Raw genomic sequence first — 16494 nt, forward strand, 5'->3', positions numbered from 1 at the left:
ATAATTATTAATTTTACAACTTTCATTTTATACAAATTAACTATATAATGATCGTTTATATAATTTAAATCATTGTTTGGAAAAATATATGGAAATATTTCAATATGATTTTATGCGTAAGGCTTTTATTGTAGGTATAATGCTTGCTGTTATTATACCTTGTATAGGAGTTGTTGTAGTATTAAAAAGACTTTCTATGATAGGCGACGCTATATCGCATACTTCGCTTGCCGGTGTTACATTTGGGCTTGTATTCAATATAAATCCAATACTAGCTTCTATTATATTTTGTATATTTGCTGCCTTATCCATAGAGTTTATAAGAAAGAAAATATCTAAATATGGTGAAATGTCTATATCAATAATAATGTCTTTATCTATAGGCATTGCAGGTCTTCTTTCCGGGTTTGTTGCTAATAATTCTAATTTCAACAGTTTTTTATTTGGAAGTATTGTTGCTATAAGTGACTTTGAATTAAAATTAGTAATATTTATAAGTTCAATATCTATACTAATTTTTATATTTTTGTATAAGGAAATATTTTATATCACTTTCAATGAAAGATTAGCAAAACTTTCCGGAGTTCCAGTAAATAGAATAAATTTTATCTTTACTATATTAACCGCTGTAACTGTATCAATATCAGCAAGAGCTGTAGGAGCATTGATAGTTTCATCAATGATGGTTGTTCCTGTAGCCTGTTCTATGCAGGTAGCTAATAGTTATAAAAAAACTATTATATATGCAGTATTATTTAATTTATTTTTTACTATATTAGGTATATTTATTTCTTATTATGAAGGCTTAAAACCAGGAGCAACCATTGTATTAATAAGTATAATAAGTTTTGTAGTTATAATATTATTAAAATCTTTTATACCTCATAAAAAATATTAATAAACTATTCCTCCGCATATAGTTACATCATTATCGTAGCATACACAAGATTGACCTTTAGCAACTATACCTGTAGGTTCAAGGAATTTTATATTTATTGTATTTTCATCTATAGGTATAACTCTTGCCATAGATCCTTTATGGGCACTTCTAGTTTTAACTAAAGCCTCGAATTCTTTTTGTATTGGTTCAACTATCCAATTAACATTATATATATTAACTTCATTAACAAGAGTATGATTTTTATTTCCAACATAAACAGTATTTGTTTTGCTGTCTAATGCTATTATAAATAAAGGTTCTTTATATGCTATTCCTAAACCTTTTCTCTGACCTACTGTATAATGCCATACGCCTTTATGATGACCTAATACTTCATTGGTATCTATATTTATTATTTCACCTTCTTTATCTTCATCAAATAATCTATGATACTCTCCAGCAAAAAAATCCTGACTTTCACTTTTTTCTGCCACATCTAAATTATATTCTCTTGCAATTTTTCTTGTATCTTCTTTAGTATTTTCATGCATAGGAAACATTATTTTTGATAATTGATTTTGAGTAAGTCTGTATAAAAAATATGACTGATCTTTTATTAAATTCTTTCCTCTTAATAAAAGATATCTTTTAGTTTTTTCATCATATCTTATTCCTGCATAATGCCCAGTAGCAAATTTATCAAATTCCAAACCTTGTTTTTCTATAGCCTCAAATAAAGCTCCAAATTTTACTTCACTATTACACATAATACATGGATTTGGAGTAAGTCCATGTTTATAGGCATCTGTAACATAATCTATAACTTTCTTTTGAAATATTTCACTAACATCAAAAGCATAATAATCTATTCCTATTGCCTGAGCATATTTTTTACATTCTTCAACCATATTAACTTGGGAAGGACTATAACAAGAACCGCTTAAAGGTGCTCTCTTATCTCCATTCCAAAGAAGCATTGTAACTCCGAATACTTCATTTCCTTGTTCTTTTAAAAGTTTTGCTGTAGTAGTAGAATCCACTCCTGCACTCATTCCAACCGCTATTTTTTGCATACTACACTCCTTTTATTTTTTTATATTATATACTAAAAATTAGAAATTTTGTAAAAAATTAGTTTCATATTTATATTATTTTTATATGCTAATTATGAAAAATAGAAAAATAAGAAACATAAACTTTAAAATTGTGAGTATGTACCTAAACAATTATATTTTGTCAAAAATAAATTTATATTTTTGTTTTTATATCTGGGGCTTTGCCCCAGACCCTAGTTCTTTTATTGGTATAAAAGAACCAAAAAAACTGCATTTTTAGTCTAAATCTAGGTTATACCCTATATTTCATACATATATTTTTTATATAAAGTTCTAGTAATTGCGTTTTCGCGAAGCGTACCGAGCTTGTTGAGGTAGAGCTAGCTGTTGACAAAGTTAAAAATTTTTAGTATATATAATTTATAAAGTATATTACAATCCAGTATAAATAACTTTTAATTTTTATACCAAAAAGGAGGATTATTTTCTATAGGAGAATCAATAAAAGCATATTTCATACTAACATTTTTTCCTAACTTCTAAGATTCTAAATTCTGATTAAAACTTTTAGTAAAACAAAACATTAACGACATATATTTTACATTAGATATATTCCACTTGTCCAAAGCACTATTAAAATTAACAGCTCCTTGAAACATACAGCTCATATTTTCTACATTAGATACATTCCAGTCATTAATATTTTGATTAAAATTTTTAGTATAATAAAACATTTTAGACATATCTTTTACATTACTTACATTCCATTTGTCTAATGGCTGATTAAAACTTTCACAATTAGAAAGCATACCTTCCATATTAACAACTGATGACACATTCCAATCATTAAGCGGATAATTAAACTTTTTACATTTCTTAAACATATAACTCATATTTTCTACTTTTGAAACGTCCCAGCTCTCAATATTATGATTAAAACCTGATGCTCCCTCAAACATACTTTCCATATTCACTACATTAGATACGTTCCAACTTTCTATACCGTCAAACTTTTTTGATTTAGAACCTTTAAAAAGATTACTCATATCTGTTATTAAAGAAGTGTCTATTTTATCAAGTTTTGTTTTCTCTGCTATTAGTTTTATTAATTCATTTTTGTTTTTTGGCTGATACATTTTAGTTTGTTTACTATATTTTTTATCTTTTTTTGTTTCTAATTTCTTTTCTGATTTTTCTAATTCTTTATATTCCTTTATAATTTCTTCTTTACTATCAACGAGTTCTTTTAATTCATCATAACAAGTATTTTCTAACTTTTTTAGAATATCAGCTACAGATTTTTTATTATATTTTAATCCGATTTTATAAACTTCTTTTTTATCAAATTTACTTATAATTTTTTCAAGATTTGATATAGCAGACTTTGAGCTTTGAAAAGAATATATTTTTAAAATTAAATTCAATGAAACATTATTAAAAATTCTGTCGAATTCTTTAACATTTTTAAAATTCCAGTTTTTAATATTATCCTGATTAAAAGATGAAGCATTAAGAAATGCTTGATTCATATATTCTATTTTTTCTGTTTTCCAACTGTTTAAATCCTGATTAAATGAAGAGCAATTATAAAACATATTTATTATATTTTTTAAATTAGAAGTATTCCAATTATCCAAAGGCTGATTAAAATTAGAAGCTCTTTCAAACATATTATCCATAAATTCTACATTAAAAACGTCCCAATTATTTAAAGGCTGATTAAATCTTGAAGCTCCAAAAAACATACCGTTCATACAGTCAGTTTTAGAAGTATTCCAATTATCCAAAGGTTCATTAAATATTATACAGCCGTAAAACATTTCTCTCATACTTTCCACATTAGAAACGTCCCAGCTATTTATATTTTGATTAAAATTTTCAGCATTCTTAAACATCTCCATCATGTATTTAACATTTGAAGTATTCCATTTATCTAAAGGCTGATTGAAACTTTTAGCACCGCAAAACATATCAGACATAACTGTAACATTGGATACATCCCAATTATTTATATTATGATTAAAATTAACTGCATTTTTGAACATTCCGCCCATACTTGTTACATGAGAAACGTCCCAAGTTTCTATACCTGAAAAATCTTCTCTTATATTATTAAAAAATAATGCACTCATATCAGTTATTAAACTTGTATTAATATCGCCTAAATATATATTTTCATCTTTTAACAATTCTTTTAATTCATCTTTTGCCTGAGGTTTATATTTCATTTTTAGATCCTCTATAATTTTTACATTCTTATATTTGGTATATCAAATACTTTTCCGTTTTCAAAGTTCTTTACTTTTTCTTTTTCTGTTACTGTTATGAATACCTGTCCCAAAGTTTTTATATATTCAAGTATATTATCGCGTCTTGTATTATCAAGTTCAAGCATAGCATCATCTATTAGTAGAATAGGGCGTTTTTTCCTGTACTCTGATAATATTTTTTCACTTGCCAATTTCATTATAAGTGTAAACATTCTCTTTTCGCCCTGTGATGAGAATTTCTTTGATAATGAATCTTTATAGAAGAATTGATACTCTGCTCTGTGTATGCCGAAATAGGTTGTACGCATTCTTATTTGTTCTTGTAATGTGCTTTCTAGTTTTTTTATATATTCGCTTTCATTATTTATATCTTCTATTGTAGATTGATATTTTATAGCATAAGGGTTTTCATTATGAAATATATTTTTATAAATTTCATTCATGTTTTCTTCTAAAATTTTAGAATATTTTTTATTTTCATTGGCTATATAAATTGAAAGTTTTGCCATGTCGCTATTATAAATATATGCTTCATTAGGCTTTGTACTTAAACAAATATTTCTCATTTTTAAAAGCTTGTTATATTTGATTAAGCATTGTAAATATTCTAATGATATTGTTGATATAAGCATATTAAAATAATCGCGTCTTAATTTTGGTTCTGCTATTACCAAGTCTGTATCATTGGGAAGGAATATAACATAAAGTATTTTTCCTATTAGATCTTTTCTTGATGATACTTCTTTTTTATCTATAAATACTTTTTTTATTTTTTTTTGATATGCTATTTCTATATTAGTGTCATAATTAAGTTCATCTTCTCTAAAAACACCGCGTAAGAAATAATTATCATTACCATTTTTTACAAGTTCTCTGTCAAGTCTGGTTCTAAATGATACTCCATTTCCAAGCATATATATTGCTTCAAGTATATTAGTTTTGCCGGAGCCATTATGACCATAAAGTACATTAATTTTGTCAGAAAATTCAAATATATTTTCATTATAATTTCTAAAAGAACGCAATGTAAGTTCTTTAAGTATCATTTGTAATTAAGCCCTTTTGTTTTATTAGTGAAAGACATTATATATTAAAAGTGATAAAAATAGTAGTGTTTTTATTATAATGAAAATGTGTTATTAGAAACATTTTTTAATTTCTATATTTTTGTATCCATTATATTTTAATATGCCTTCATCTTGAGTTAATAGAATTAAATTATTTACTTTGGCGGTAGCTAATATAATAGCATCTGGAAGTTTTATTGAAATTTCTCTTTTTATTGCAATGGTTTCATGTTTTATATAGCTATCTAAATTTATGATATTAATGTTATTGAGGAAATCTTTTATTATATTTTCTTCTGCTGAAGTTATTTTTGGATAGCATAGTAATTCTATTTCAGATATTATTGATATAAATATATTATATTCATTATTTAGTAAAAATTTACCGTTTAAAAAATATATAATCGCATTTGTATCAAGTAATATATTATTTCCATTCATTTCTTATTTCTTTTTGGAATTCTAATGGATCTTTTTCTAAGATTTTTAAACTTCCGCTAAATTTATTTAAATCATTTTTTATATCTTTTTTTTGTTTATTGAGTAATAAATCATAAAAATCTATTATCTGTTTTTTTGATTCTTTATCTAATACGGACAAATCTAAAATTTCCATTAGAATTTCCTATGAAATAAAATTATTCTTCACCTATACTCATTGGCATGATGATATAATAATAATCTTCTCTTTCTATCTCTTTTACCATAGTAGGGCTTGAATCTTTATTAACCATGAAAGTTACTATTTCAGAATCAATTTGTTTTATAACATCTTGTATATAAGTGTAGTTATAAGCAACTGAATGTTCTTCGCCTGAATATTTTATGTCGATTTCTTCTAAAGATTCTCCCATCTCTTGGTTAATACCTTTTACTTTTAAAGATTCTTCAGAAACAGTTAATATCATTCTTTTTGAGCGTACATCATTAATCATAGGAACGATACGTCTTATAGCATCAAGTAAGTCATTTTTATTTACTCTGAAACTGTAAGCGAATTCTTTTGGAATTACTTGTCTGAAATTAGGATATTTTCCTTCTATAAGGCTTGATACGAAATCATATTTACCGATTTGGAAATAAACTTGCTGACCGTCTACACCCATTTTTACTTGTTCTACTTCATCATAATTAGCAGTAACAAGTATTTCGTTTAATACTTTAGGCTCAATAATTATAGAGAAAGAACCATTTTCTACACCTTCAAATTCTCTTTCTATAACAGCCATTCTTCTTCCGTCAGTAGCAACAGCAAGAAATTTAGAATCAGTTTTCTCGAAACATATACCTCTTAATGCAGGTTTGAATGGTTCTTTAGCTATAGATGAAATAGTTTTGTTAATCATAGTAACTAATTCTTTTGTAGGAAGCATTATATAGCTAATATCTCCATCACTTTCAGGATAAGCAGGGAAGTCATCAGTTTTCATACCGATGATTAAGTGTTTAGTTTTACCGTTTTCAGATTCTATATTTATTTTTTCATTTTCTTCAACGTTGATTGTAATAAGTCCGTCAGGCATTTCTTTTAATATAGAGCTTATCTTTTTAGCATATACTGCAACAGCACCTTCTCCTTCACAATCATCAAGTATTATTCTGCTTCTAGCCCAAACAGAACCATCAGTAGCAGTTAATGTAAGCATATTGCCGGAAAGATGAAAAAGTACATTGCTTTCTATATTATAAATTACTTTACCTTCAACAACATTTTCTGTTACACCAATAGATTTTACTATATCCTTTTTTAAACATCTAAATTTCATTGCTTCCTCTTTTTTATATTTATTTTTATTAATTTCTAAAATGTACAATATTTATTATTTAATTTTAACATTAAAAAATATTTTTTACAATATACTAAAAAAATAATTAATTATTTGATTATAAATTTGACAGATATTCATATATTTTTTCATAACCTTCATATTGTGCTATATCTATAGGTGTAAGGGAGTAATTATCTTTTATATAATCTTTAGCACCAAGTTTTATTAGTGTTACAACAGCATCATATTGATTGTAATATACAGCCCAATGCAAAGCCGTTCTACCATTATTATCAACTTCATCTAATTGATTGCTGTATTTAGCTATATCCTTTATTATTTCAGTATCTCCATTAAATACAGCATACATTAATAATGTTTTGCTTTCACTGTCCCTTATTCTATAGTCTATATTCTTTCTATTATCTCTTATAAGTCTTTTTATATCATTAAGTTTTAATTGTTTATTTTCATTGAGTAACGCTTTCATTACTATTGTAAGTCCTGATTCATCTACTTCATTTATATTTTTTATATTACTGCTGCTTTTTTTATTATACCATACATATAGCGTAGTTATTGATATTATAAATATTAAAAATACTATGATAAAAGAATTATTGATTTTATTTTCTTTTGTAGAAATTTTTGTGGTGTTTTTTTTATTACTTGATTTTTTCTTTGTCTTTTTCATAAATTAAACCTTATATTTATAAACAGTAATACGTATATACTTGTAATATATATAATAATAATAAAATATTATCCATTATTGAGAATATATATAAAATTTACTTGAAAAAATTATTATTTATCCTATACTTAATACAGTAGTATTCTAAATAGTAATAAAAAAGTTTTTAAAAAGGAGATAAATATGGAACTATTAGCTCATATTTTAGCAACAGAAACAAATGAAGAGTTTATTAATAAGCTTTTAGGGGAACTCTTTACAAAGGACGAACAAGACATGATACAGCAAAGGCTTAGGATAGTAACCTTACTCAGGAAGAAAATGCCTCAGTATGAAATAGCAAAACATCTTAATGCAAGCCTTTGTTCAATAACAAGAGGAGCAAAAGAATTAAAAAAACAAGACAGTGCTTTAGCAGTAATAGTAGACAAATATCTTATAAATGACAAAAACTTTCAAGAATCTTTAGGTAAATCACAGTAATAATAAACTAATCTCATCTACATAATTAAAATAGTAATTTTTTATAGATAAATATTCAATGGAGATATTAAAATATTCTTTATTATTCATTATAATTTTATTATAATGATGATAAAAATCTTCATTAAAAATGTAATTATATTTTTTTATATCTATTCCTTTTATTGTTCTAAGTGAAAGGAATATGAATTCTTTCTTTTTTATTTCCATATCTAAATATTCAATCTGTTGTTGGGGAAGTTGATGTTTAGATATGGAATAAAAATAATCTTTTAACATTTTTATATTATTGTATCTTTCATTATTATAGCAGCCTACAGCAGATACCCCAATTCCAATATAATCTTTTAAAAGCCAATAATTAGTATTATGAATTGAATTATAATTAGGCAATGAGTAATTTGACACTTCATACCTTTTAAATCCAAGTCCTTCCAATGTATCAGATGCTTTTTTATAAAATATTACCGATTCTTCATCATTTGGAAGAAAATTATGCCATTTTTTTTGAAGTGATTCAGTCAATTCTAAATAGTATAATGATATATGTTTTATTTTTGGAAGCAAATCTAATGAAAATAATATATCATCTTTTATTTGATTTTCTGTATTCAAAGGAAGCCCGCATATAAAATCTACTGATATGTTTTCTAAAGTTGAATTATTTATTAATTTAAGTGCATTTATAATGTCGTATTTATCAGTATGCCTATTTATGATTGATAAACTTTTTTCATTGAATGTTTGAAGTCCTAGAGAGATTCTTATATTTTCTATGCTTTCTAAATAACTAATATATTCATTATCTATATTATTTATATTTGATTCTATCGTTATTTCTTTTATTAATTTTTTATTTTTATTATGATTATTAACTATTTCAAATATATTATCAAGCAAATACTTTAATAAATCAGCACCCAATATAGAAGGGGTACCTCCTCCTAAATAAATAGTTTCTATTTCTGATTTATAATTAGGTATTCTTAATTTTAATTCTATTATTAAACTTTCTATATATTTTTTATATGTATCGTTATCATTCATATTTACAATAGAATAGAAATTGCAGTAGCTGCATTTATATGAGCAAAAAGGAATATGTATATAAAGTCCTGACATAGTTTTTTATAATTGTTAATGGTTTTATTTTTTAGATTGAAATAAATATATATAAAGTTTTTGATTTTGTCAAAAATTATTTTTTTAATTTAAAATTATTGGCAGTACTTTGCCCACCACTATGTGTGCTTACGCAGCCCCCAGTTCTTTTACAACCGAAGGAATTCCTTTAGGTATGGCTAAAATAACCTTATATCCTTGATAAACTCGGATACGCTACGCGAAAGACTGCATTTGACGAAGTCCACCTTTAGGTGTAATATAAAACTAGGTATTATATCATGTTTAATACATATTCCTAAAATATTAAGCTATAGTATGTGCGTTTTTCGCTATGCGTGCCATAGGCAGCAACTTTGACGAAGTCGCGGCAAAAAAGTTGATAATACATTTAGAAAATATAGAAATTAACAAAATATGTTTGTTTAGGTATAAATTATAATTATTTATTTACATAAAAAAGGGGCTTTATTTTATCAATAAAACCCCATTTATTTATAAAAATTATTTTTTTATTATTTTACTAAACTAGAGAAATCAAGCATATTCTTGAAAATCTTATCTACTGAAGAAAGTAAAGCTATACGGTTATTTTTAATTTTTTCATCATCTACCATAACCATAATATCTTTAAAGAATTTATCTAATGGTTCATAAAGACTTGCAAGTTCAGAGAAAGTTTTTTCATATTCTCTGTTTTGCATTAATTTACTTACTTCATTTTCTTTTTCTTTGTAAGTATTATATAAAGATTTTTCTGCTTCTTCTTTTAATAAAGATTCGTCCAATTTAACATCTTTTGCTGATTTAATGATGTTTTTAACTCTTTTAAATACTGTTAAAAGATTAGAGAATAATTCTTCATTTTTCTTTCTAAATGCATCAATAGCTTCTATTTTTAAGTAAGCGTCATACATATCATCTATACCAGTAGAAAGAACACCGGCAACAGAATCTTTAGCAAAATCAATATCATTTTCAAAACGAGATTTAAAGAATTCAAATATATCATTAACTAAATCTTCGCTCTTATTATTTCTAGCATCTTTAGGCATAGAGTTAATAGCATCTTCTATTAATTTTTTAAGATTAACATGCTTTTTAGATTTTGTAAGTATATTAATAATACCCAAAGCCTGTCTTCTTAAAGCATTAGGGTCTTGAGAACCTGTTGGTATATCTCCTACATAGAAACCAGCTACTATATTATCCATTTTATCAAGTATAGCTATAGCCTTACCAGTATCATTAGAAGGTATTTCATCAGCAGCAAATAAAGGTCTGTACTGTTCATTGATAGCTAAAGCAACATCATCATTAAGATTCATAGCTTTTGCAAAATATCCGCCCATAATACCTTGAAGCTCTGGGAAGTTGTAAACCATATTACTTACTAAATCTGATTTCATATATTTAATAGCTTTAAGTATATTTTCTTTATCTTTTTCATAACCTAAAAGAGTTATTAAAAGTTCAGCATTTTTCTCAAGTCTTTTTACTTTATCAGTAACACTTCCAAGTTCTTTTCTAAACATAAGCATGTCGAGTCTTTCATTCATCTCGTCCATACCTTTTCTTATATCTTCCTGATATAAGAATCTACCGTCAGAAAGTCTTGCAGTTAATACTCTTATATTACCAGCTATTATTTGTGGAGTTTTAGGCTGATTTGCAGTTATTACAAATAAATTAGTTAAAGTACCATCTTTTTTACATAATGGGAAGTACTTTTGATGTTCTATCATTTCACTTGTTAAAACTTCTTTAGGAACTTCTAAGAATTTAGAATCAAATTCAGCAGTAAGCAAATAAGGTTCTTCTACTAAATCAACTACAATTTCAGATACTTTTTTCTTTGAAACAGCTTCATATCCATGTTCTTTTTCAATGCTTTCTAATTGACTTACTATATTTTCTAATCTTTTTTCTCTTGAAACTACAACATGTTTTTCAGCTAAAGTTTTTTCATAATCTTTAGGATTATTAATTTCTACAAATTCAGGAGATAATAATCTATGACCAGTTACTTTATTATTAGTTTCTATTCCGGCAACAGTAGTTTTAATAACTTCATTTCCAAATAATGCTAGTACATTTCTAATAGGTCTAACGAAAGCAAAATCCTTATCTGCCCATCTCATTTTCTTTTTAAAATCTATATTCGCAACTATATCTTCTAATACATCTTCAAATAATTTTTTAGTTTCAACACCTTTTTTTTCTTCTTTAACAAATAGATATTTTTTTCCGTTTACTTCTTTTATATATGGTTTATCAAAAGTTTCATTTTCATCTATATTTTTAATAGAATTAACATCGATATTATGAGCTTTTAAAAAACCTTCTCCAGCTTTTGTAGGGACACCATCTTTTACAGCACTTTCAAATAAAGGGCCTCTAAATTCTATAATTTCATCTTTTGACTTTTCTTCTACATCTTCAACAAGAACAGATAATCTTCTTGGAGTTGTATAAGATATAATAGATTTGAAATTCACACCATTACTATTTAATGTGTTTTCCATAATCTTCTTAAAACTGATACTTGCAGGATAGGCAAAATCTGCAGGTATTTCCTCAACCAATATTTCAATAAGTAAATCTTTCACCTTACTATTCCTTATATTAATATATTAATGCCTTATATTGTACATTTATAGTATAAAAAAAACAATATTTTTTAGCTATTAATTTATAATTTTATTAACTATTTGTAAAATATAAGGTTATATATTAGGTATAATAATATTTAAACAATTTTTTATTTATTTGACGATAATATTTAATTAGCTATTGATTTTATAATATTATTATACTATATTTATGCAATGGAAGATTTTTAAAATGCAGAATGTAAAAACGAAACAAAATATATTAATTATAGATGATGAAGAAGACATACTCACAACTTGTCAAAGTATATTAGAAGATGAAGGATATGAAGTAGATATAGCAAAAAATAATGATGAAGCTCAAAAAATTTTAGAAAGTAAAAATGTTAATTTAGTATTTTTAGATGTATGGCTTCCAAATGTAGACGGACTTGATATATTAGCTCATATTAAAGAAAAATATCCATCTACTTATGTTATTATGATGAGCGGACATGCTGGCGTTGAAACAGCTGTAAGAGCTACTAAAATGGGTGCTTATGATTTTTTAGAAAAACCTATAAGCATATCTAAATTATTATCAAGCTGTGATGAAGTTTTTGAGGAGCATGCCAATAATAATATTGATGCAGAATCTCCTCATAATGAAAATATAAATAAAAAATCCGAATGCAAATATAAAGTGCCTCAAAGAACAATAGCTAAAAGTGTTGTTGTTGGAGGTTTTGCTTTAATGGAAGGCAGAAAAACTGCTTTAACTCTAGTACCAGCAGAGGTAAACACGGGTATAGTATTTATTGATATTAATACAAATACTCATATAAAGTTATCGCCTGAAAATATTTTATCAAAAGATAAATCAGGTGCGGTTAATTCTACTGCTTTGGTATCTGGAAATAGATATATAAAAACAACAGAGCATTTTTTAGCAGCACTTCATATGATGGGAATAACTAATTTAATAGTAAAATGCGATGGTGAAGTACCTAATGTTGATGGTTCTGCTTTAGTATTTTGCGATGCTTTAAAAGAGGCTGGTTTTGTAGAACAAGATGATTATATAGAACCTATAGTTATAGATGAAACTTTAACTTATGGTAATGTTAACGATAATGAAACTTATATAATACTTTCCCCTTATGACGGACTTGAAGTAAGTTTACGTATAGATTTTTCAGGCAGTATAGGCGTACAGCAATATACATACAGATTTGAGAATTTTTATCAATTTACTCAAGAGGTTGGAAGGGCTAGATCTTTTAATACTATAGATAATATTGATTATGCACAAAAAATGGGTATGGCTGGAAGTGGTATGATAGGAAGTCATATACTATTATGTGATGGTAAAGTAATAAATACTAAATTACATTTTGAAGATGAATTTGTAAGGCATAAAATTTTAGATATAATTGGCGATTTATATATCTTATCAAGACCAATAAAAGCTAAAATAACAGCTAATAAATCATCACATTCTTTTAATCACTCTGTTGTGCATGATTTAGCAAACAGGTATTTATAAAATGAAATATGAAATTAAATTTTTGGTTTAAGAGTTATAATATATGGCAGATAGCAGACTAAAACAGAATACTACAGAAGAACAAAATAATATATCCTTATATTTTGCTGATGCTAAGAAAGAAAATCTATTAACCCGCGAAGAGGAAATAGAATTAACTAAAAGGCTTAAAGAAGGTGATGCAGAGGCAAGGTCTAAACTTATTAGAAGTAATTTAAGATTTGTTATAACTATTGCAAAACAATATAAAAATAGCGGTTTATTATTAGAAGATTTAATAAGTGAGGGAAATTTAGGACTTATAATAGCAGCTGATAGATTTGATCCTGATAAAGGTTATCATTTTATATCTTATGCAGTATATTGGATTAGGCAAAGTATATTAAGAGCTATTAATGAAAAATCAAGGCTTATAAGACTGCCTCTTAATAAAGCTATGGATTTAGTAGATTTGGAGCGTACAGTGCATCAATACTATTATAAAAGCGGATACACTCCTGATGTTAATGAACTCGCTGCCATATTAAATAAAGATCCTAATGATATACTTCATATTATGTCTATGAGTACTGAACATGTTTCTCTGGAAGGAGAATACAATTATGATGGTATGAAAGACAGACTTATTGATACTATAGAAGATAAAACATCTAAAAATGTTGAAGAAACAGCAATCAATAAAGAACTTATGGAAGAGTTAAAAACTGCCATAGAAGGTTTATCGGATACAGAAAAACAAATTATCAATGCCAGATATGGTATAGATCAAGAAAGAAAAACTCTTAAAGAAGTTGGAGAGATGTTTTCTTTCACTAAAGAACGTATTAGACAAATAGAGAAGAAAGCACTGAGAAAAATGCATTCTCAAAAATACAGTTCTTTAAAAGATTTCTTAAAATAATTTTTCGTATTATTAAATATTATACTTATCTTTAGTATAGAAAATATTAAAAAAATTCAATTTTAAAAATAATTTTTTACATATCCCGCCCTTTATTCTTTAATAATTATCTTTTGGGCCTTAATATTAATTATCTTTATAACTTATTTAGAAATTTCAGCACCCGCCCAAATGTTAATTAGATTGAAAATTTATTTAACGCACGGTTAGCGAAATTTATAATATAATGAAAATTGAATTACAATAATATCTACATTTTTAGATTTGTTCTGCGTGCGGTGAATAGACAATAAATTTTAAAAAAAATTCTGGGTGGGCAGTTAAAATAACAGTAAAAATAAAAAAGAAAATAATATAAAAATATCATAAAAAATTTAAAGTCTAAAGGGTGGGGTAAATAAAAAATATTTTTATTTGAGTATGTAAAAAATATAAAAAAAATCATTGATATAATTGTAAAAAAATTAAAATATTTGTATTATATGAAAAAATAAAAAAGGATAAGAAGATGAAAAAATTATATTTATTGTTTTAATCATTTCTGTTTTTGTATTTTCATGCGGTAAAACAGAAACAAGTAATCAGGAAGCAGCAGGAACTATGGATATAGACTTTAAAGCTGTATTTGGAGAAAAAGCTAATGATGATAATATATTAACAGATAATTCCTATTTAAAAGTTTCAGGTACTTACGGTAATATTGATGCTAAAGTGGATGCGACAACAGTAGCTTCAACACCTGCAGGAGCTACTAAATCTTGGGATTCTTATAGATACCAAAATAAACAATTTGCTAATAATAAAATAGAAAGAGGATTAGGATTTTTTGTATTATACGGTGTAGCACCAGCACAAACTTATAATTTTGATGGTATGGTAAACGGTATATCACAAAAAACTTTAGATAGTACTAATGGTCCTAAAGTTACAGGAACAGGTGTTACTAAAGATGAAACAGGTGTTATTACTATAAGATATGCTCATGCCGGAGGTCCTACAGTTTATCCTTGGGTTTATGAATTAAAATCTGATACTAACGGAATATTTAAAATAGGTTATGGTTTGGATAATAATAAAATGAGTACTTCTCAAATTTCTAATGATACTGATTTTGCAAATATAGAAATGGTTACTGATAAAGCTAAAGACGGTATACCTTATTGGCAGGGTGATTTACAAGGTACTTTTGAAAATGATACTTTAACTTTGAAAGGTACTTTAAAAGAAGTTAAATAATAATAAAAACATTATATATTGAAGGGGCTTTTTTATTATAAAGCTCCTTCTTTTTTATAGAAAATATTTTATTTTTATAAAAATAGTATATAATACATAATATTATATATGTTTAGAGGACTGTTTATTTATGATGTTTATGAAAAGAAAATTATTTGTAATATTTGTATTAATATTTGCATGCGTTCTTAATGCTCAAGATACAACAGATAACAGTAATGCTGAAGAAGAAATTGTTTATGAAGTAATAGAAATGGAAGATAATACTCTTCCTAATTTAAATATATCTACTTCTTTTAGATACAGTTTGAATGGAAAAGAGTTTAAAGAAATGGCAGGTAAATTTAAAATAGACAGTTCTTTATATTATATGGTATCAATAACAGCAATTATTCCAGAAGAATATGATAATGATTATATAAATGCTAATATTATAATACCAGAAGATTCTTCTAATTATAAGGTAAAATTTTATCAAGGTACTTTATTAAATAACAGCAATACTAATTTTAATGTTTCAGTAAGAACATCTTATCAAAGTGCAGCATATCAGAATAATTTTATATTTAAAATAGATGCTTCAAAACCTTGCTCAATATCAGTAAAAGTGCAATTTGATGAACCATATTCTCAAAACAATTCTTTATCAACAATAGAATTCAGAGAGAAGAAATTCGGAATATTTTAATATATACCTAAACAACTATATTTTGTCAATTTTTATATTTTGTAAATTATAATTTTTTATAATATAAAATATTATTTAATATTGTTGGGATATGTTTTAATTGTAAGATAAATTATTAAGTTTTGTACAATAATAAATAATCAGCCGTACACTTTACAGTGCTTCCTTCGGTCGCGTATAAAGGACATTCGT

At 25.8% G+C, this 16494-nt stretch carries 15 protein-coding genes; 6 read left to right on the top strand and 9 right to left on the bottom strand.

Features of this window, described 5'->3' with window-relative positions; translation table 11 throughout:
- Positions 1-88: 88 nt before the first annotated feature.
- Entirely contained in the window at positions 89-898 is an 810-nt protein-coding gene (locus R4K56_RS13070) for a metal ABC transporter permease (RefSeq protein WP_335757970.1), read from the top strand.
- Here the strand turns inward: R4K56_RS13070 and mnmA are convergent.
- From mnmA to R4K56_RS13105, 7 genes are all read right to left on the bottom strand, one after another.
- The gene (mnmA, locus tag R4K56_RS13075; protein WP_335770635.1) at positions 895-1953 is read right to left on the bottom strand and encodes a tRNA 2-thiouridine(34) synthase MnmA; all 1059 of its coding nucleotides are present in this window, start codon (positions 1951-1953) and stop codon (positions 895-897) included. The two genes, R4K56_RS13070 and mnmA, sit on opposite strands and share 4 nt — an antisense overlap.
- Before the next feature lie 521 nt (positions 1954-2474).
- Positions 2475-4163 (bottom strand): BspA family leucine-rich repeat surface protein, encoded by a 1689-nt coding sequence (locus R4K56_RS13080; protein ID WP_335772801.1) that lies wholly within the window; start codon positions 4161-4163, stop codon positions 2475-2477.
- 20 nt (positions 4164-4183) lie between these two features.
- Complete coding sequence (gene recF / locus R4K56_RS13085) at positions 4184-5251, bottom strand: DNA replication/repair protein RecF (RefSeq protein ID WP_048593611.1); 1068 nt, start codon at positions 5249-5251, stop codon at positions 4184-4186.
- A gap of 93 nt (positions 5252-5344) precedes the next feature.
- Positions 5345-5713, bottom strand: a complete 369-nt coding sequence (locus R4K56_RS13090; protein WP_335772802.1) for a PIN domain-containing protein — start codon at positions 5711-5713, stop codon at positions 5345-5347.
- Positions 5700-5888, bottom strand: a complete 189-nt coding sequence (locus tag R4K56_RS13095; protein WP_335759198.1) for a hypothetical protein — start codon at positions 5886-5888, stop codon at positions 5700-5702. Before R4K56_RS13095 ends, R4K56_RS13090 begins: the two co-directional genes overlap by 14 nt.
- Before the next feature lie 22 nt (positions 5889-5910).
- On the bottom strand, positions 5911-7038 hold the full coding sequence (gene dnaN, locus R4K56_RS13100; protein WP_335758110.1) for a DNA polymerase III subunit beta: 1128 nt from the start codon (positions 7036-7038) through the stop codon (positions 5911-5913).
- Between the two features lie 118 nt (positions 7039-7156).
- Positions 7157-7735: an ankyrin repeat domain-containing protein gene (locus R4K56_RS13105; RefSeq protein WP_335772803.1), complete on the bottom strand. Its 579-nt coding sequence runs from the start codon at positions 7733-7735 to the stop codon at positions 7157-7159.
- Positions 7736-7918: 183 nt separating this feature from the next.
- Between R4K56_RS13105 and R4K56_RS13110 the strand changes: the two genes are divergently transcribed.
- Positions 7919-8218, top strand: coding sequence for a Trp family transcriptional regulator (locus R4K56_RS13110; protein ID WP_297298234.1), 300 nt, complete (start codon positions 7919-7921; stop codon positions 8216-8218).
- Here R4K56_RS13110 and hemW read toward each other — a convergent pair.
- Both hemW and glyS read right to left on the bottom strand, forming a co-directional pair.
- Positions 8210-9340, bottom strand: coding sequence for a radical SAM family heme chaperone HemW (gene hemW, locus R4K56_RS13115; protein WP_335772804.1), 1131 nt, complete (start codon positions 9338-9340; stop codon positions 8210-8212). The two genes, R4K56_RS13110 and hemW, sit on opposite strands and share 9 nt — an antisense overlap.
- A gap of 515 nt (positions 9341-9855) precedes the next feature.
- Positions 9856-11949, bottom strand: a complete 2094-nt coding sequence (gene glyS, locus R4K56_RS13120) for a glycine--tRNA ligase subunit beta (RefSeq protein WP_335769796.1) — start codon at positions 11947-11949, stop codon at positions 9856-9858.
- Positions 11950-12184: 235 nt separating this feature from the next.
- Between glyS and lpxC the strand changes: the two genes are divergently transcribed.
- From lpxC to R4K56_RS13140, 4 genes are all read left to right on the top strand, one after another.
- Positions 12185-13477, top strand: coding sequence for a UDP-3-O-acyl-N-acetylglucosamine deacetylase (gene lpxC, locus R4K56_RS13125; protein ID WP_335772805.1), 1293 nt, complete (start codon positions 12185-12187; stop codon positions 13475-13477).
- A gap of 43 nt (positions 13478-13520) precedes the next feature.
- Positions 13521-14378 carry a sigma-70 family RNA polymerase sigma factor gene (locus tag R4K56_RS13130; protein ID WP_335772806.1) on the top strand — a complete coding sequence of 286 codons (858 nt, stop codon included), beginning with the start codon at positions 13521-13523 and terminating at the stop codon, positions 14376-14378.
- 600 nt (positions 14379-14978) lie between these two features.
- The gene (locus R4K56_RS13135; protein WP_335772807.1) at positions 14979-15614 is read left to right on the top strand and encodes a hypothetical protein; all 636 of its coding nucleotides are present in this window, start codon (positions 14979-14981) and stop codon (positions 15612-15614) included.
- 130 nt (positions 15615-15744) lie between these two features.
- A complete protein-coding gene (locus R4K56_RS13140) occupies positions 15745-16302 on the top strand; it encodes a hypothetical protein (protein WP_335772808.1) in 558 nt (185 codons plus the stop codon).
- Positions 16303-16494: the final 192 nt, after the last annotated feature.

Source organism: Brachyspira pulli (assembly GCF_036997785.1).
GTDB classification, from domain to species: domain Bacteria; phylum Spirochaetota; class Brachyspiria; order Brachyspirales; family Brachyspiraceae; genus Brachyspira; species Brachyspira pulli.